The sequence below is a fragment of the Lutibacter profundi genome, from assembly GCF_001543325.1.
Taxonomy (GTDB): domain Bacteria; phylum Bacteroidota; class Bacteroidia; order Flavobacteriales; family Flavobacteriaceae; genus Lutibacter; species Lutibacter profundi.
Window position 1 is genome coordinate 1,372,976 of the sequence record NZ_CP013355.1, and the last position, 19,517, is coordinate 1,392,492.

Here is a 19,517-nt window from a genome sequence, read left to right on the forward strand (position 1 = left end):
ATTAATTATTTATAACTATTCTAAATTACTTTTAGCTATTTTTTAACAATAAGCTTACACCTTCTTTAACACTACTTGTTCTAAATTTTTACTTACAATAATTTTATAAAACTCCTTAATTTCATCATAATTTAATACTGGGTAAATGGCTGTATTCATTTTAAGTTTTGACATTATCATCATTATATTTCCTTGCGTTTTTACATTAAAAATATATACACCATAATCATTAGGCAAACCAATGGCTATACTTTCAGGAACTGATTCTATAATATACCCTTCAGGAATGGTAATTCTCACCATATTTTTCTCAATAAATGGTGTACCAAAATCTATTGGGTATTCTCTTTTATCTAGTTGAAATGGGTTTTTTGTTTGAGAATTAAAAAATAAAGGCTTAAAATACATTCTATCTCCAACTAGTTCAATTAAATCTTCCGATGAAAATTTAAACATTTCAACAACTGGTTTATTACCACCTGTTTTATTTATTATTCTAAAATCAGCTATTTCTATAGCTTCATTTTCTTTTTCTAGTTTTTCTATAATGGTTTCATCTTTTATTTTTGCATATTTTTTTCTATAGCTAAGTGCCTGCATATTCATGTGATTGGTTCTTTGCATGCCCTCAACATAACCTTCACTATCAATAGAAATATTGGTGTTTTTATTATCTACAGCATGTTTTGCAGGAATTAAATCTACCCATAGAGAAGTACCATCTTCTTTTACCAACCTACCTCTCCAATTAATAACCCTATATGGTAAAACATTGGGCATACTGTATTCTTCAGAAGCATCTAATAATATAATTTCTTCATTTATTTCAACAGCCGAAATTACATAGTTAAAACCTTTTGAGGTTGGAAATAACGGAACTCCATGATTTCTTGTACTTACTAAAACAGGATTAGCATTTAACCCTCCTTCTCTTAACATTGAAACTAATATTAAGTTAATTTCGGCCACATTTCCAATCCCTTCTTTGTAGGCTTTTTTAACTCCAACATCTGTGTATTTACCATAAGTACCATTCCATTTAACCTTAGATTTTACAAATTCTAAAATAAGGTTTATTCTTTTTAATTTATCGCTAGTTGTAGCTATAATTGGAGTTAAATCTTCTTTAAAATATGCTTTTTTAGAAAGTTCTAATCCAAAAACACTTGACTTATTAATTTTATTACACACACTTTCCCAAGTTGAAGAATAGTTTTTAACTCTCGATCCTGGGAACTCAGTATAAGAAAGCTCTAACGATAAAGCAGATCTATAATTTTCTATATTACTTATATAGTTTTCTTCTTCTAAAGCAGGAATATTTTTATCTCTAACAGTATAAATAATCTCTCGTAAATCTACCTCATTAGTTTCTCTTACTGTTGAAATTCTACGTGAGTCAACTTGACGCCTGTAAGAAAATTGAATTGTCCTGTTATTCATACTCTGCACAACATGAACTGGTAAATAACCCTTTAAATGCCTTTTAAATTTAAAATATTCAGGAATTTTCACTTCAACATTAAGCTGCTTTATTGGTATTTTATGTTGAAGTTCTATTTCATCAATATATGAATAATAGGGCGAATATATTTTGTATTTCCATTCAACTATAGCGCCTTTTTTAATGTTTGGCATCGTAAATTTATAGACTATGGTGTTTTTGGTTTTATTTTCTTTAAAAAGTTGATTTTTAGCTAGTTTTTCTTTGACTATTTTATTGTTTTCTAAGTTATAGGTATTCGCCTTTAATGATGTCATTTTTTCTGAAGGACCATCTTTGTACAAACCAATTACTTTAGTCGCATAATCAAAACCTTCTTTATTGTACAACTTAATTCTTTCATAAACTTCTGTTACTAAAGTCCAACCTCTTTCTCCATCATACGTATAATGAATTTTTCTTTCTTTATACAAATAAGCTGCATTTGCAGTAGAATCATTTGGGTAATATTGCTCTCGTAATTCTTCTTTAGAAATTTCTCCAAAATTAAAATTTTGAGCCTTTGGCTTATTCAATATTAATATTACAACCAATGTAAATAATAAACTCTTTTTCATAAATTAGTATTTTTTAAAATTATTTTTAAATTATCATATTTTTTTATTTTTTTCTAAATTTCCTATAAGCATCATATTCATCTTTTGAGAATTTACCTTCTTCTATTTGTAGAGTTCTTTTATAGAGATATGTTACTTCATCAATTTTGGTAAGCTCTATTGAGTACGTTCCAAATTTTGTCTTTATTTCAATATTTTCAGGTATATATTCCACTAAAAATGTGCTGGGCAATTTAATTTCTACCTCATCTATGTCTAAAAATCCTCTTGAAATTTCAAATGGTAATTTTCTGTTTCTAACTCTTTTTGGAACATATGAGTTTTTATTAAATGCATTGATAGGAATTAGCATCTGTTTCCCTGCAAACAACGCGTAATCTTCAGCAGTAAACTCAAGGTTTTCTTCGTATTTAACTTCACTTTTATTATTAAACACACTTATGTTTAAAAATTGTATGTTGTTTATATTTGCTAAATATTCTTTGAATAATTCTTTTAACTCTTTTGCTGATTTTCCTTCAGCTTCCTTTAAATTATCATTGTATTGAGTTCCTGATGATTCAATTGAAACAGAAGCTTTCATTGTTCCTTTGGCATCAATTGCGTAGTTACCTTTAGAAAATTGTAAATTTCCTGTAGTTTCATACTTTTTAGTACGTTTTAAAACGCCTCCCTCTGGCTTAACAACTATTACATCTCTGTCATCAGTAAAATTTGCTATATATCCAAAAGGAACTTCCTGGCTCGTACATTCTAACCAAATATCATTATTGTCAATTGGTACATTTAAGATTACGTGGTTTCCTTGAATATTAGGCGAATTAAAATCCATGTTTATTTTTTCATAACCTCCGTATAATTCAGTAAAATAAGATTTAACACCAACAACATCAAGCAGTGACTTTGTATAGTTTGTTAAAGCTTTGCAGTCTCCATAACCTAAATTATCTACGTCTCTAGCTATCATAGGCCTTAAGCCGCCTATTCCAACTTGAACACTTATATATCTTGTTTTATCTTGTACATATTTGTAAACAATTTTTGCTTTTTCAATAGGGCTATTAACACCTTGTACCAATTGCTTTATTTTTTTCTTTGTTTCTTCTGGTAATCCACCTACACCACTATAAAAATTAATGTGTTCCCACTTTCCTAACTCTTTCCAGTTATTGGCCTCTCCTGTAATTCCTTCAGCATAAAATTTATTCAAAACAAATTGAACATTGGGTCTTGTTTTTTTTAATGATGGACATAAGGGTTCATGTTTTAAAGGTTCAATATTTGATAGTGTATAAAGAATTTGATTCTCTTTAACTTCTTTTTTTATAGTAAACTTTTCAAAATTATTTTCTTTGACTTGAAGATTTAATTCATTTGCATAAATGATAGTATATGTGGCTGAAACTAACCCTGTACTATAGAAATTTATAGGATTCCATTTTCTAATAAAAGCGGTGTTAGGAGAATTTACTTCATACTCATAATATATGGTATACGGATAAGCTGTTGGAATATGTTCATAGTACAACATCCTATTATCGGCATACAATGTACCTCCAGCTACTTGGCTAACATCTTTGTATTCTTTATTCTTTACTTTTTTAATTTCTTTCCCAGAAGCATCATAAATAATAGTTTCAATATTTTTAATTTTTCTTGTTTTGTCAAAACCAACAGCAACATATCTAAATTTATCTCCTAATTTATTTAAAATAGTAACTGCTTTTTTTACTTTAACAGTCATTAATTTCTGATTTTGAATTTCAACAAACACATCGTCAAACACTACCACAGCATTGGCATTTAGTTTTAAATTTTCAGGTATCTGATTGCTATTGAAATTATAATTTTGTGAATATACAACACAAGTTAAGAGAAGCGTACAAAGTAAGGTAAGAGCTTTTTTTTTCATAGAAATTTTATTTCTCTATAAAAATAAAAAAATAATACTAAAAAAGTTGATTTACTCTCTTTTTTTTGAATCTATAATTATAGTAACAGGCCCCTCATTAACCAGCGTCACTTTCATATCGGCACCAAACGTACCTGTTCCAACCTTTTTTCCGAGTTGCATTTCAAATTGCGTTATAAATTCTTTATATAATGGAATCGCAATTGTTGGTTTTGCTGCTTTAATATAAGAAGGTCTATTTCCTTTTTTGGTACTTGCCTGTAAGGTAAACTGACTTACAATAATAGCATCTCCCTTATTGGTTACTAATGAATTATTCATTATGCCATTTTCATCATTAAAAATACGAAGATTCACTATTTTTTTTGAAAGCCATTTAATATCTTCTTTGGAATCTGCAGCTTCAATTCCCAATAAAATTAAAAGTCCGCTATTCATTGCACTCACAACAGTATTTTCAATAGTAACTGAAGCCTCTGAAACTCTTTGAATTACAACTCTCATAATTATTAATTATAAATATCCGTTCTATAATGTTCTTCATCACCCGCAATTATTTGCAAATAGCTATTGTACCTAGAAAGTGCAATTTCATTTTTTTTGAGTGCTTCTTTAACAGCACAATTAGGCTCGTTAATATGCAAGCAATTATTGTATTTACATTTTGAGCTTAGTTTGAAAAACTCTACAAAATAATGCCCTATTTCTTGAGGTTCAAAATCTACCACTCCAAAGCCTTTAATACCAGGTGTATCAATTATAAAACCTCCAAAACTCAGTTCAAACATTTCAGCAAAAGTGGTGGTATGCAACCCTTGCTTGTGTTGCTTTGAAATTTCAGCTGTTTTTAAGTTTAATGATGGTTCCATAGCATTAATCAACGTTGTTTTTCCAACACCTGAATGCCCCGAGAACATCGTAGTTTTACCTTTCATTAAGGCAATTATTTTATCAATATTAATATTTTTTGTTGCTGAAACATCAATACAGGTATAGCCTATTGAAGTATAAACATTTTCTAATGCTTTCTTTTCTTCCAATAAGCCACTAGAGTACATATCTATTTTATTAAAAAGAATAACCACAGGAATACTATACGCTTCTGCAGTAGCTAAAAAGCGATCTATAAACCCTGTTGAAGTTGGTGGACTATCTAATGTTACTAATAAAAAAGCTGTATCTATGTTAGCTGCAATAATATGAGTTTGCTTAGATAGGTTTACAGATTTACGAATGATGTAATTTTTTCTTTCAAAAATTTTGTTGATAACACCTGTTTCTTTTCCCTGTTCAAATTCAAAATTTACGTAATCGCCTACTGCAACTGGATTGGTACTTTTTATTCCTTTAATTCTAAATTTCCCCTTTAGTCTACAATCTATTTTTTTACCATTTTCAATATAAATGGTATACCAACTTCCTGTAGATTTTGTAACAACTCCTTTCACTAATAACATAAATTATTTGGCATCGTATTCGCCATTAATGCAACAAATATAGTTTAAATTTACCTATGTATTAATTTCAGTTTATGAATCTTTAAAACTAAAACTTAGCTAAAAATAACAACTTCAAATGATGCTATTCTTACTTCAAAAATTAACATGATTGCTGTTATCAATTAAAATTTAGCTATTGTTACTGGTGTTGTTGAAGAAAATTTAGGAGAAAGTAATGGGAAGATATTTTAGTACTCTCTATCTTTTTTAAGCTATTAAAACTTCCATTTATTAAATGATGTCACACTTAATAAACTTTATGTGACATCATTTAAAGTAATAGCTTACAACACTTTTTAGAAGACTTCTATTTTATTTTACTTTGTGTTGAATATTGATAGATTCTACATGAATAGTTCTAAATATTTCTTCAACAAACTCTTTTCTCAGCCCTTTTTCTTCACCATATTCTATCATTTTCATTAAAATATCAGACCATCTTCCACTTTGTAAAATAGCTACATTCTCTTGTTTCTTTAACCGTCCTATTTGTTCAGCAATTCCCATTCTATCACCTAAAATATCAACAATATTGCTATCTATTAAATCCAATTCTTTTCTATGCATATTTAATTTTCGCTGAAAGTCTTCTTTGGTACTACTCACTTCACGAATTTTTAAATCTTTCGTTATCTGATTTAATTGAGCTGGCGTTACTTGCTGTTTGGCATCACTCCAAGCATTGTCAGGATCAATATGTGTTTCAATCATAAATCCATCATAATTTAAATCTAGTCCTGTTTGCGAAACATCTAAAAGTGTATCTCTTCTTCCACAAATATGTGAAGGATCTAAAATCAATGGTAAATCTGGAAACTCTTTTTTAAGTTGAATAGCAATATGCCATTTTGGTTTATTACGGTAATGCAACGAATTGTATGTTGAAAAACCTCTATGAATTACACCTAATTGCGTAATTCCTGCTGTTTTAAAACGCTCTACAGCACCTAACCACAATGCTAAATCTGGATTTACTGGGTTTTTAACCAACACAGGCTTATCTACCCCTTTTAAAGCATCTGCTATTTCTTGAACTACAAATGGATTCACCGTAGTTCGTGCTCCAATCCATAAAATATCTACATCGTGTTTTAAAGCTAGCTCTACATGATTCGCATTCCCAACCTCTGTAGTAATCAACATTCCTGTTTCTTCTTTTACTTTTTGTAACCAAGGTAAACCTATTTCACCAACTCCTTCAAACCCTCCCGGTCGTGTTCTTGGTTTCCAAATACCCGCTCTAAACACATTTGTATCTGTATTTTTAAGTTCATGAGCTGTTTTTAAAACTTGCTCTTCTGTTTCTGCACTGCAAGGTCCTGCAATTACAATAGGGTGAGATAAGTTCATATCATCTAACCATTTCCTATTTTCTTTTTTAATTTCCATGTTAATACGTTTCTTTATTTAGTTGTCTTATTTTTTTTAAAATTTATTTTCTTTCAAATCCAAACCCGCTAGCCGACATCTGCGTAACAGCTAGCCCATAGCTATCGCTTTGTTGTGCTAAAAATGTTCACTGAACATTTTTTTACGCTCTGTCCTATTCTATTCCGTTTAAAATTGTTTTAATATAATTGGTATTGTTCATTATTTCTTTTAATGCTTCATCATTGTTATTTTCTATGTGTAATTTAAATTCTTTTAAATTTTTAATATACTCATCTAATGAGCGTATAATATTTTCTTTATTTTGAAGAAAAATTGGTGCCCAAGTAGTTGCTGAACTTTTTGCCAATCTCACTGTTGAAGCAAAACCAGTACTTGCCATATCAAAAATATGTTGTTCGTTCTTTTCAATTCCCAACACTGTTTTTCCCAACATAAATGAGCTCACATGTGATAAGTGAGAAACATAGGCTATATGTCTATCATGCTCCTCTGGATTCATCATTTTAATACGCATGTTTAGCTGTTTAAATAAACTCAACGCCTTGTCTAAAATTTTCCAATCACTCTTTTCTGTTTCACATAAAATATTCACCTTTTCATCAAATAAATTTAAAATAGCAGCCTCAGGGCCTGAAAATTCAGTACCGGCAAGCGGGTGCGCAGCCACGTAATTTTTTCTGTTTGGATGCTTTGAAACTTCTTTACAAATTTCATTTTTTACTGAACCTACATCAAAAACTAAGGTGTTTTTAGAAACATTATCTAATACTTTTTTAATAACCTTTGGAATTACATCTACAGGAACGGCAACAATTACAACTGAAGCATCTGAGATTTCAGAAAAATTGGTTTCAGCATCAATAACACCTAATGATAATGCTTTTTTTACATGAGTTGCATCTGCATCAATTCCATACACTTTATAGCCATTTCGCTTTTTTAAATCTAAGGCTAAAGAACCTCCTATTAAACCCAATCCTATAACAACTAATTTTTCCATTTTTTAATTATTTTTTGTTGTTAATCTTGTTAACACTTCTTTTAAAACTGCTGAATTAACACATAATGATGCTCTAATATAACCCTCTCCATTCGTACCAAATACTGTTCCTGGCGTTATAAAAACTTCCTTTTCATACAATAGCTTATCTGTAAACGACTCTGCTTTTTCTCCATTTGGCAATTTTGCCCAAACAAATAAGCCTCCAATATTTTTAGCATACGTACATCCTAAAGCATCAAAAATTTTCCAGACCAACTCCCTTCTTTTTCTGTAAATGCTATTTTGCTCTTCAAACCAATTTGCCGGTAGTTTTAGGGCTTCAATTGCTCCTTTTTGAATTCCTAAAAACATGCCTGAATCCATATTGCTTTTTACCTGTAATATTGTTTTAATAATTTCTGAAGTTCCTACAACCATGCCAACTCTCCAACCCGCCATATTAAATGTTTTACTAAGCGAGTTTAACTCAATAGCCACTTCTTTTGCACCGTCTACTTGCAAAATACTTTGTGGATTTTCATTTAAAATAAAACTGTAAGGGTTGTCGTTAACCACTAAAATATGGTGCTTTTTAGCAAATGCAATTAATTGTTCAAAAGCTAATTTTGAAGCAGTGGCTCCTGTAGGCATATGCGGATAATTAACCCACATAATTTTAACTTTTGACAAGTCTTCTTTTTCAATTTCCGAAAAATTTGGCAACCAATTATTGTGTTCACTTAAATTATAATAAACAGGTGCAGCTTCAACCAATTTTGTAACTGATGCATAGGTTGGATACCCTGGATTTGGAATCAATACTTTATCTCCTTTATTTAAAAAAGCCATTGAAATATGCATTATTCCTTCCTTAGAACCCATTAATGGTAAAATTTCAGTATTCGGATTTAGCTTAACATTGTAATTTGTTTTGTAAAAATCTGCAATTCCCAATCTAAATTCTGGTATTCCTTGGTAGCTTTGGTATTTATGAACTCCATCTATTTGCATAGCGTTTTTTAGTGCTGCTACTACCTCTAAAGGTGGTTGTAAATCGGGGCTTCCTATCGCTATATTTATAATTGGCTTTCCTGTAGCAATCAAGCCTGCTATTTCTCTCAATTTCTTTGAGAAGTAGTATTCTTTTACTTGCTTTAATCTATCTGCTTTTGGTATCATTATCTTTTTCCTTTTGAGTATTCACCCAATATTTTTAACATTTCAACTTTATTTTTAATCTCATTTAAAGCATCGTAATAATCTGCATAACTATCAAAAGTAAAATCGGCAAAAAAAGCGTATTTCCAAGGAGTTTCAATTACAGGCATCGATTGTATTTTAGAAAGATTCAAATGATGTTTTGCCAAAATGGTTAAAACTTCAGCTAAACTTCCTGCTTTATGACTTGTAATAAATTTTATGGAAGCCTTATTTGCTGAAACACTGCTTTTAGTTTCTGAATTGGTTAAAATAAAAAAACGGGTGGCATTTTCTTTTATCGTTTGAATTTCAGGGGCTATAATTTTTAAATTATATGTTTCAGCAGCCAATGTACTTGCTATTGCTCCAACATTTTTTAGCTTATTTTCTTGTATTCTTTTGGCAACAACCGCAGTATCTTTATCTTCTATTAATTTAATATGCGGATAATCTTTAAAAAACTTATGACACTGCAACAATGCCATTGGATGTGAATACACCTCTTTAATATCTTCTATATGCTGACCTTTTAAAGCCATTAAATTATGACAAATAGGTAAATGGTATTCTCCACAAATTGAAAGTTGATGTTCATCAATTAATGCATAGTTTGGTAAAATTGCACCGGCAATTGAATTTTCTATAGCCATAATTACAACCTCAGCCTTTTTACTATGTAATAAACTAGGCATTTCACTAAACGACAAGCTCTCAACCAAATCAACATTCTTACCAAAATATTGTGCTGCTACAATGTGGTGAAACGACCCTTTAATTCCCTGTATTGCTACCTTCATTATTTATTTTTTAACCAAAAAAAAATCCCGAAATATTTCGAGACTTTATTAATTATTTTATTTAAAAAACACATACGAAGCCTCATCTCTTATTGCTAAAATAAAAGTAAAAATAGAAGCTATTCCAAGTGTTATTTGTTCTCATTATCAGTAATTAGACGACAAATCTATACATTAATTTTAAAAAAACAACTTTTTTTTAAAAAAATAAATTTACATTATTGTTTTTTCAATAAAAGATAGTAAAAAATAATTAATTACTAATAAAAACTCATTAATATTCGTTATTATTAATATTTAAATCTAATTATATGTGTAATAAATAATTTAATACCCTTTTTACTTTCAGCAACGATACTCTTAAAAATATGGTTTCTCTCCAATAGCGTATCAAAAAGGAATAAATAACGCTAAATACTATTTCCTATATTTAACTACCTTTGCCAAAATTTTGTTTTATTAAATGAAAAACATTCACTCACTTATTCTCTTTGTTATTTTTCACTCTTTTGCTCTGTGTAACAAAGGTTATTCTCAAAGTAAAGAAGTCAATTATTTAATAGCACTTAGTTCAAATGCCTCAGCTAAAAACACATTACCTTTTTGGCTTACTGCTAATAAGTATGGCGCAATTCCAACTAGTAATGCTATTTTACTAAACACCGCATTGTTTACCAATTTTAAAAAATCAGATACCAATTTTGATTTTTCATACAAGGCCTCTTTAACTGGGTTTGTTGCTGATAAAAACAATCTTTTTGTCAATGAGCTTTACGGTAGTTTTCGTTATAAAGGCTGGCAATTAGATGCTGGAAGTAAAAATGATGATATTTTATGGGAAGGTCTTTCTTCTTCAAATGGAAATATTATAAAATCTATCAATACTAGAGCTTTCCCCGGTGTTAATTTTAAAACAATGAGGTACTTACAACTCCCTTTTGCTAAAAAATGGTTATCTGCTAAGGCAAATTTTGCAGCATATTTTTTAAACGATAAACGGGTGGTTAACAATGCTCGTTTACACCATAAAAGCCTCTATTTAAAATCTATTTTAAACTCAAAATTATCGCTAATAACAGGCTTGGATCACTATGTACAATGGGGAGGAACCTCTGATGAATACGGTAAAATGCCTTCAAGTTTTAAAGATTATTTAAAAATAGTTTTTGGAAGTGCAGGAGGATCAAACGCTGCACTTGGAGAACAAATTAATGCCTTGGGAAATACTGTTGGTGCTTACACTATACAGCTAAATTACAAAGGTGTAAATACCAACTGGAATTTTTATTGGTCGCACCCTTTTGAAGATAGATCGGGTAGAGAACTTTTAAATTACCCTGATGCTTTATATGGTTTATTTTTAGATTTTAAAAAGCCTAATTCCTTTGTAACACATTTAGTAACAGAGCTTACCTACACCAAAAATATGAGTGGTTTTTTAAATATTAGCGGTGGCGATAACTATTTTAACAATACTATTTACAATAGTGGGTGGACTTATTTTGGAAATACCATTGGCTCTCCTTTTTTCCCTCCCAAACCCCCTGTTGATGGTATAACAAACGGTATTATTGGTGGGTACAATCGGTTTGTTTCGTACCATGTTGGCATTAAAGGTGTTCTTAATCAACATATTACTTATAAAGCAAATGCCAGTTACACTGCTTATGCCGGTTGGTTTAACAATCCTATTAATGAAGATCAATTTTCTTCTAGTATTGAATTTAATCTACATTTTGATAATATTCCCTTAATTATTTCTCTAGGTAGTGCAGTAGATTTTGGAACATTTTTACCCAACAATATTGGTGGATTTATTAAGTTAACTAAAAGCGGAATTTTTTAATTTTTATGCTATCATTTTTTAAAAATAAAGTTTCAATTACAACACTCTTCACTAATGAGTTTGTTGACATACATTCTCATTTGTTGCCTGGCATTGATGATGGCTCAAAAAATATGGATGAAACCATTGCCCTTATAAAAAAAATGCGCGGTTATGGTATTCAAAATTTTATAATTACTCCTCATATTATGGAGGGTGTTTGGGAAAATTCAATAGACACCATTTTACCAAAATTAACAGCCTTAAAAAGCGAATTAGAATCACATAATTTAACTGATATTTCAATACGTGCTGCCGCAGAATATATGTTAGATAGTAATTTTAACCGCTTGCTAGAACAACAACAATTACTACCTCTCAAAGACACTAAAATTCTGATTGAAATGTCGTATATAAATCCTCCTGTAAATTTATATGAAATTCTCTTTAACATTCAAATAGCAGGCTACCAACCTATTTTGGCGCATCCTGAACGGTATTCATTCTTCCATAAAAAACACAACGAATATGCAAAATTAAAAGAGGCAGGTTGCCTGTTTCAACTTAACCTACTATCACTTTCAAACTACTACGGAAAAGATACACACAAAATTGCATTACGACTTTTAGAAGATAATTTAATTGATTTTGTAGGTACAGATACTCATGCGAATAGACATTTAAGCTACCTAGAAAGTATTAACAACCCTAAGATTTTAAAATTAATTGCTCCTATTTTTAAAAACAATGCTGAATTTAAGTGAAATACCTGCTCTAAATAAACAAATATGTTATCTTGTAGTTTGGGGTCTTGCAGTCAGGCGGTGGAGTTATTGAAGGATTCGCTTTTTAAAATAATTCTCGATACTATTTTTCTTCATTCCTTTTCGAAAAATTATTTGAACTGACAAAATGTAGCGTCATTACGAGGAGCTAGCGACGTGGTAATCTTTTGATTTATAGTTTTGAACATGAGATTGCTTCCTTGCACTCGCAATGACGGTTTCTCACTTTTTATCCTGAGCGGAGCCGAAGGGCTCACTTCTCACTTCTCACTCTTCACTTTTTATCCTGAGCGGAGCCGAAGGGCTCACTTCTAATACAAAAACCCAAATAACCATAATGGAATTTTATTTGAATTACCATATTCTATGTTATCTAATACAAGAAAGCTATTTTTAATGTGTTTAATTTGTTTTGTTGTTTTGTTAGTTCCACCTATTTCAATTGTATATTTTCTATCGATTAAAAAATCACCTTCATCTACATATTCTACTTGGTGTTTATAATTTACCTGATTTATAAAAAAGGTTTCACGTAAATTACCTACGTTGCTATTTAAATTTGAAAAGGTAAATTGCAAGTTGGTATTTTCAAGATATATTTTAGATGGTTTTTGTAGCTGGGTAATTCCTTTAGCATCTTTGTATAAATTTTTTGTGAGATGAGCTTCCTGAAGAAAAAACAAATAACTTACCAAGGTATTTCTATTAATTTCAATACGTTCGCTTAGCTTTTTAACATTAGGCATAAAGGGAACCGATTCAGCAATAATTTGTAATAATTGCTTTATTTTTATAACATAACCAATATCTACTTTTCTAAGCAAGGGCAATTCAATCTCTAAAATAAGATTAATTACTTCTTCTATGCGCTGATGATAAAGCTTTTTGCTTTCTTGAAAAAAAGGATAATATCCTGTTTTTAAATACGTCTCAAAATACTGAAAGGGTTTAATTTGTTTGTTAATTTTTTGTGCTATCTCTACATGATTTGATACAATTTCTTTAAAAGAAAATGCTGGCAAATCCATTTGTAACTCTAAATTAAGAAATTCTCTATAGGAGAGGCCTTGCATAGTATACATGATTGCTCTTCGGCTAAGGTCAGCACGAGCATTTAAAATTTCTAACAATGAAGAACCAGTAAAAACAATTTTTAGCTCAGGGTAATCATCGTAGATATTTTTTATTTCTTGCGCCCAATTTGGGTACTTGTGTACTTCATCTATAAAAAGAAATTGCCCTCCTTTTTTTACAAATTCATCTGTCAAATTAGTTAATTTATTTTCAGCAAACCATATATTATCTAAACTTATATAAAGACTTAAACTAAGTGGAAGGTTTTTTTTGATGTATTGTAAAAGGAGGGTTGTTTTACCAACGCCTCTTGCTCCTCTAATACCAATAAGCCGAGTGCTCCAATCAATTTCATGCATGATACTACGCACAAATTTGAGGGAGGTAGCATTTAATTTTCTGTTGAATTTTTCTATTATATTATCCATTACTGCTTACCACAATAAGCAAATATACATAAAATATGCTTATTGACGTAATTAGTGTTTTATGTATTGTTACTCTTTTTTTATTTCTATTTTTCCCTTTTGTCCTAAGCGGAGCCGAAGGGCTTACTTTTTAAAACAGTTCTCCATACTATTTTTCTTCATTCCATTTCGAAAAATTACTTGAACTGACAAAATGTAGCGTCATTACGAGGAGCTAAGCGACGTGGTAATCTTTTGATTTATAGTTTTGAACATGAGATTGCTTCCTTGCACTCGCAATGACGGTTTCTCACTTTTTATCCTGAGCGCAGTCGAAGGGCTCACTTCTCACTCTTCACTCTTCACTCCTCACTTCTCACTCCTCACTTCTCACCCTGAGCGGAGCCGAAGGGCTTACCTCTCTCAACTCCATATTCTCTTCCACCAAGGTTTTTTAGAGATGGATTCATTATAACCGTATCCGTAGCCATAACCGTAACCATAACCTTTTTCTGAATCGGTATTGTTAATTAAAATAGACATATTTGGCAAGCGTTTATTTTCATACATTATTTTAGGAAAATCTAACAATCGTTTATCTAAATAATCGGCTCTTACCACGTAAATAAATAAATCTGCATGATGCCCTAGTAACAATGTATCTGTAACTACATACGTTGGTGCCGTGTCTACAATTACATAATCATAGTTTTCTTTACCATAGGCTAGTACTTCCTCAAAACGCCCGTTCATTAACAATTCTGATGGGTTAGGCGCCATAATTCCAGACTCTAATATATCGAAATTGAATTTTTGAATATGCTCAATAACCTCCGTTACTTTTAAATTAGTATCCATCAAAAAATGAGACAATCCTTTAACTGATTTTGGCACACCTAAATACTCGGCAATTTTTGGTTTTCGAATATCTGCACCTATCAACAATACTTTTTTATTTGATAAAGCCAGCACAGAAGCTAAATTAATGGCAATAAATGTTTTTCCTTCACTAGCAATAGTTGAAGTAACAAAAATAGTTTTTGCCCCTTCTTTAACTCCAGAAAGCATAAAGTTTACATTTGTTCTTAACAGTCTAAAAGACTCAGCAACACTTCCCCTATCTAAATCTGTTACCACCACTTTGTGTTCAGACTTCGTTCTAGGTATTTCTCCTAAAATTGGTGCTTTCACAACTGCTTCTACATCTTTACGGGTATGCACCTTATTATCTAGCAAAAACAATAAGTATATCCAACTAAACGGCACAATTAACCCTACTAATAGCGCCGCTAAATATACCATTCTCCTTTTAGGTTCAACAGGGGCATTACTACCATAAGCTTTATCTATAATTTTAGCATTGGGTAATGTTACCGCCAATGAAATAGCATTTTCTTCTCTTTTTTGTAGTAAATACAAATACAGCGACTCCATAATTTGTTGCTGACGTTGAATATCTCTGTATTCTTTTTCTTGTCTGGGAACAGCTTTTATTTTTGAGTTAATTCTATGTTCCTGACTTTTAAGTGTATTTAGTGTTATTGCCAATGATGATTTTAAATTAAGCAGACTTTGTATTATCCCCCCGTGTAATTGTTCAATTTGATCTTCTAAATTTATAATTACAGGATTTTGTTTGCTTGAACTTTTTAATATTCTATTGCGTTCTAAAAACAATTCATTATATTTTAAAATACTCTCACTTATAGAACCATCTGTTAATCCTAAATTAGCTGGTATTAATTCTTCAATACTATTGGTAATAAACTCATTCATATAATCTACCAGCTTTAACTGTGTAGTAATATCGAGTATTCTGTTTTCAAGTTCAGCATTGGTTTGTAAAATTAAGGATGCTTCAGAGGCAATATCTGTGAGTTTATTCTTTGTTTTAAATACTTCAACACCTTTATCAACAGCCGATAATTCTTTGGTAATTATTTCCAATCTTCTATTTATAAATTTATTGGTGTTTTTTGCAATTACACTTTTATCTTCAACAGCATCATTATTATATTGGGTAACTAAATTATCTAAAATTGCTTGTGCTTTTAATTTAACCGGATCTTTTAATGTTAATTTAATAACACTTGAATTTTTATTTGCTGGTTGAATTTGGATCTTACTTGTATATAAATCAATTACATTTTTTAGTGAGCTTATTTTAACAATTACTTCATCTCCAGCTTTAACTTTATTTATATTTTTAGGTGTAATTATAATATCTCCTATATTGGTACTCATATTCTCTCCAAAAGCATGTTCAGCCATTTTGTTTCCGTCTGCATCTTCAATTACAAAATTTGTTGGAGATACTATTTTAACTTTAAATAAGGTATCTAAATTGTAAAATTTAAAATCTTTTCTAAAAAAGTTAATTTTAAAAGGAACACTATTTGTGTACATTTCAGATTCTATAACTCTTCCTTGTATAAAATAAGTAACATTAATACCTAAATCTTTTACCACTCTTTCTAATAAAGTTCTAGATTTTAATAACTCTATCTCATTGTCTAAAGAGGTTTTAGAGTTTCCTATAAGTCCTAAATCTTCAAAAGCCGATAGTTCTGAAGCTAATCCACCATTATCTTTATCGTCAATTAATATGGTTGTGGATACTTCATATTGATTTGCGGTATACCTCAAATAAAAAAAGGCTAATGACACCGCTAAAACAACACCTACTACAAACCATTTCCAGTGATACAAATACTTTTCAATTTCTTCACGTATATTAATGGATTCGTTATTAAAGTTGATAGAATTTATTGGGTTTTCTTCTTGCATATCACTAATTTTTATCGAGTAAGTATTGCTATTAAAGAAATTACGGTAGATATGGAAGAAATAATGATTCCTGCATTGGCTCCAACAGCCGAAGAATTAATTTTTGCTTTATTTGGTTCTACATAAATAACATCATTTTGTGCTAAATAAAAATAAGGAGAGTTCAATAATTTTTTGTTCGATAAATCCATCGTAATTAGTTTCCTTTTCCCCTCTTCTTCTCGCACAATAATAACTGTTTTTCTCTTCCCTTGAATACTTAAATCTCCTGCCAAACCAATAGCTCCCAAAATTGAAATTCGCTCGTTTGGTACGGTGTAAGTACCTGGCGATTTTACCTCTCCCAATACGGTAATTTTAAAATTGATTAATCTAACATTTACAACTGGATTTTTAATATAGCTACTCAATAGTTGGGTTAAATTATTGGTTATTTGTTTATTAGAAAAGCCTTCTACTTTTATTTTTCCAAGTACTGGAAAATTTATATTCCCATCTACATCTACCAAATACGTTAGTTGTTTTGAACTTGTAGCACCCGCTGATTCGTATAAATTAAATGGAGTAGCAGCTTCAGTGTCTATAGCAGAGACATTGATTTTTAGAATATCTCCCTTTTGTATTTTTGGCTCAAATGCTGCAATGGTTTCATTTTCAATTACACCGTCAACATCTTGGAAATACACTATTTTTTTTGTTGAAACGCAAGATGTAACTGTGAGTACAACACTTAAAATTAACAGGTATTTAATAAACATATTTTTCATTTGCATTTTTCAACTTATTATATTTATAATTGGGATATTTTAAAGGGTAACAATATACAATTTTTAGTTGTTATTTACTTTTCTTTTTTTTGAAGTTTGAAGTTGTTTTAGTTTTATAAAACACCCTTTACTCTTAGTTTATTGCTTTATCTAACATTTCATACTTTGAATTATTCGAAATAAATTCAGGTACAATTTCTTTCATTTTAACCACTATTAACTCAAAATTTAATTCGTTGTTAAAATTACACAATTCATTAATTTGCTTAGTTACCAAAGATGATTCTATCTTTTTAACTGTTGCAATCATTATTTTATCATGGTAAGTTGCTGTGGTATTTTCTCCATTACCCAACAATTCTTCTTTAATTTTTTCACCAGGGCGCAATCCCGTAATTTGAATATCTATATCTTCAGGATGGTTTAATCCAGAGAGGCGAATCATATTCAAAGCTAAGTCGTATATTTTAATAGATTCTCCCATATCAAACACAAAAATTTCACCTCCACTTCCCATAGCTCCAGCTTCTAATACCAATTGGCAGGCTTCAGGAATGGTCATAAAATAGCGTGTAATTTCTTTATGTGTTACCGTTAAAGGGCCTCCATTTTTTATTTGTGATTGAAAAATAGGAATTACAGAACCGTTAGACCCCAATACATTTCCAAACCGTGTAGTTATAAATTTTGTTTTCCCTTTATTATTAACAGCGTTTATATACATTTCAGCAATTCGTTTGGTAGCTCCCATAACATTTGTTGGGTTTACCGCCTTATCTGTAGATACCATTACAAATTTATCAACAGTATACTTTATTGCTAAATCTGCCATTATTTTTGTACCCATTACATTTACCCGCACCGCCTCATAAGGGTTGTCTTCCATAAGAGGCACATGCTTATAAGCTGCTGCATGAAAAATAATTGTTGGTTGATATTCTTGTACAATACTTTCCATTCTTTTTTTAGTTCGAATATCTGCAACAATGGCTGTTATATTTTGTGTTTTTTTATGAATAAAATACTGCTGTAAATTATACAATTCAGATTCTGACTGATCAATTAAAATAAGCTTTTGGTACTTAAAATTAGTTATTTGCCTCGCTATTTCACTTCCTATTGAACCGGCAGCTCCTGTAATTAGTACTACTTTATTGTTAAATTCTTTTTTTAAAATTGAATTGTCTAAGGCTATTGGATCTCTTCCCAATAAATCTTCAATATGAACCGATTTAATTTGCTGAGGGTTTAATTTATTTTCAATCCAATTTTTTACAGGAGGTACAATTTTAACTTTAACAGAAAGTGATGATAACTTATCTACAATTTCAATTAAACGAAGTGGTTTTATTTTTTGAATGGAAATAATAATTTCATCTATTTTTTTTTCAAGCACAAATTTTGGTGTTATATTTTTTAATTCATACACCTTCAATCCGTTAATTTGTTTGCCTCTTTTATTGTTGTCATCATCCATAAAACCAACTACTTGAATGTCATTATCTTTATCTTCTGTCAATACTGAGTAGGTTAATAAACCTGCATCACCAGCTCCGTAAATTAAGATTCGTTTGTTCGATTTAATATCAGAAATCAAGTACCTGTAAATTTCTTTAAACAAATACCTACTTACAATTAATGCAATGGTATTTAATAAAAAGTGAATGACTAAAATTGACAAAGGAATTGTAAACTTAGCTATCAGATTAAAGTTTCGATTTAAAATTACAAAGCCTCCTAATAAGGCTAACATAAGCATATTTGCTAAAAAAACATGGATAGCATCTTTAACTCCTGTATGTCTAATAATACCTTTGTAGGATCCTATTATTAAAAAACTTACTAAAGCTGCTGTAATTACATACGGCAATTGAACTAGCAAAGCCGATCTGTCAAAATTTAATGTGAAATTAAATCGAATAAAATATGCCAAAAAGAATGTATTGGTAACAATATAAATATCAATTATCAATACAAGCCACCTAGGTGCATTTTTACTTATTAGTTTTTTTAATCCTTTTTTTAGCAT

Annotated in this window: 14 protein-coding genes; 2 read left to right on the forward strand and 12 right to left on the reverse strand. The window is 30.2% G+C overall.

Features of this window, described 5'->3' with window-relative positions; genetic code table 11:
* Nucleotides 1-54: 54 nt before the first annotated feature.
* The 8 genes from Lupro_RS06125 to Lupro_RS06160 form a co-directional block, all read right to left on the reverse strand.
* Complete coding sequence (locus Lupro_RS06125) at nucleotides 55-2,061, reverse strand: DUF3857 domain-containing protein (RefSeq protein ID WP_068207377.1); 2,007 nt, start codon at nucleotides 2,059-2,061, stop codon at nucleotides 55-57.
* A 43-nt stretch (nucleotides 2,062-2,104) separates the two neighbouring features.
* Nucleotides 2,105-3,973 carry a DUF3857 domain-containing protein gene (locus Lupro_RS06130; protein WP_068207379.1) on the reverse strand — a complete coding sequence of 623 codons (1,869 nt, stop codon included), beginning with the start codon at nucleotides 3,971-3,973 and terminating at the stop codon, nucleotides 2,105-2,107.
* Between the two features lie 51 nt (nucleotides 3,974-4,024).
* Complete coding sequence (dtd, locus tag Lupro_RS06135) at nucleotides 4,025-4,477, reverse strand: D-aminoacyl-tRNA deacylase (protein ID WP_068207383.1); 453 nt, start codon at nucleotides 4,475-4,477, stop codon at nucleotides 4,025-4,027.
* Between the two features lie 5 nt (nucleotides 4,478-4,482).
* Entirely contained in the window at nucleotides 4,483-5,421 is a 939-nt protein-coding gene (rsgA, locus tag Lupro_RS06140) for a ribosome small subunit-dependent GTPase A (RefSeq protein WP_068211487.1), read from the reverse strand.
* 363 nt (nucleotides 5,422-5,784) lie between these two features.
* Nucleotides 5,785-6,861 (reverse strand): bifunctional 3-deoxy-7-phosphoheptulonate synthase/chorismate mutase type II, encoded by a 1,077-nt coding sequence (locus Lupro_RS06145; RefSeq protein WP_068207385.1) that lies wholly within the window; start codon nucleotides 6,859-6,861, stop codon nucleotides 5,785-5,787.
* Between the two features lie 154 nt (nucleotides 6,862-7,015).
* Entirely contained in the window at nucleotides 7,016-7,864 is an 849-nt protein-coding gene (locus tag Lupro_RS06150; protein ID WP_068207388.1) for a prephenate dehydrogenase, read from the reverse strand.
* A gap of 3 nt (nucleotides 7,865-7,867) precedes the next feature.
* A complete protein-coding gene (locus tag Lupro_RS06155) occupies nucleotides 7,868-9,025 on the reverse strand; it encodes a pyridoxal phosphate-dependent aminotransferase (protein ID WP_068207391.1) in 1,158 nt (385 codons plus the stop codon).
* The gene (locus tag Lupro_RS06160; protein WP_068207394.1) at nucleotides 9,025-9,843 is read right to left on the reverse strand and encodes a prephenate dehydratase; all 819 of its coding nucleotides are present in this window, start codon (nucleotides 9,841-9,843) and stop codon (nucleotides 9,025-9,027) included. The genes Lupro_RS06155 and Lupro_RS06160 overlap by 1 nt, the downstream gene beginning before the upstream one ends.
* Before the next feature lie 463 nt (nucleotides 9,844-10,306).
* Between Lupro_RS06160 and Lupro_RS06165 the strand changes: the two genes are divergently transcribed.
* Entirely contained in the window at nucleotides 10,307-11,689 is a 1,383-nt protein-coding gene (locus Lupro_RS06165) for a capsule assembly Wzi family protein (protein WP_068207397.1), read from the forward strand.
* A gap of 5 nt (nucleotides 11,690-11,694) precedes the next feature.
* Nucleotides 11,695-12,432 carry a tyrosine-protein phosphatase gene (locus Lupro_RS06170; RefSeq protein ID WP_068207400.1) on the forward strand — a complete coding sequence of 246 codons (738 nt, stop codon included), beginning with the start codon at nucleotides 11,695-11,697 and terminating at the stop codon, nucleotides 12,430-12,432.
* Between the two features lie 332 nt (nucleotides 12,433-12,764).
* Here Lupro_RS06170 and Lupro_RS06175 read toward each other — a convergent pair whose 3' ends face one another.
* The 4 genes from Lupro_RS06175 to Lupro_RS06190 all read right to left on the reverse strand — a co-directional run bounded on the left by Lupro_RS06175 (nucleotide 12,765) and on the right by Lupro_RS06190 (nucleotide 19,517).
* Complete coding sequence (locus Lupro_RS06175; protein WP_068207402.1) at nucleotides 12,765-13,955, reverse strand: ATP-binding protein; 1,191 nt, start codon at nucleotides 13,953-13,955, stop codon at nucleotides 12,765-12,767.
* Between the two features lie 402 nt (nucleotides 13,956-14,357).
* On the reverse strand, nucleotides 14,358-16,721 hold the full coding sequence (locus Lupro_RS06180) for a GumC family protein (RefSeq protein WP_068207405.1): 2,364 nt from the start codon (nucleotides 16,719-16,721) through the stop codon (nucleotides 14,358-14,360).
* Between the two features lie 11 nt (nucleotides 16,722-16,732).
* Nucleotides 16,733-17,494, reverse strand: a complete 762-nt coding sequence (locus Lupro_RS06185; protein WP_068207408.1) for a polysaccharide biosynthesis/export family protein — start codon at nucleotides 17,492-17,494, stop codon at nucleotides 16,733-16,735.
* A gap of 127 nt (nucleotides 17,495-17,621) precedes the next feature.
* Complete coding sequence (locus Lupro_RS06190) at nucleotides 17,622-19,517, reverse strand: polysaccharide biosynthesis protein (protein ID WP_068207410.1); 1,896 nt, start codon at nucleotides 19,515-19,517, stop codon at nucleotides 17,622-17,624.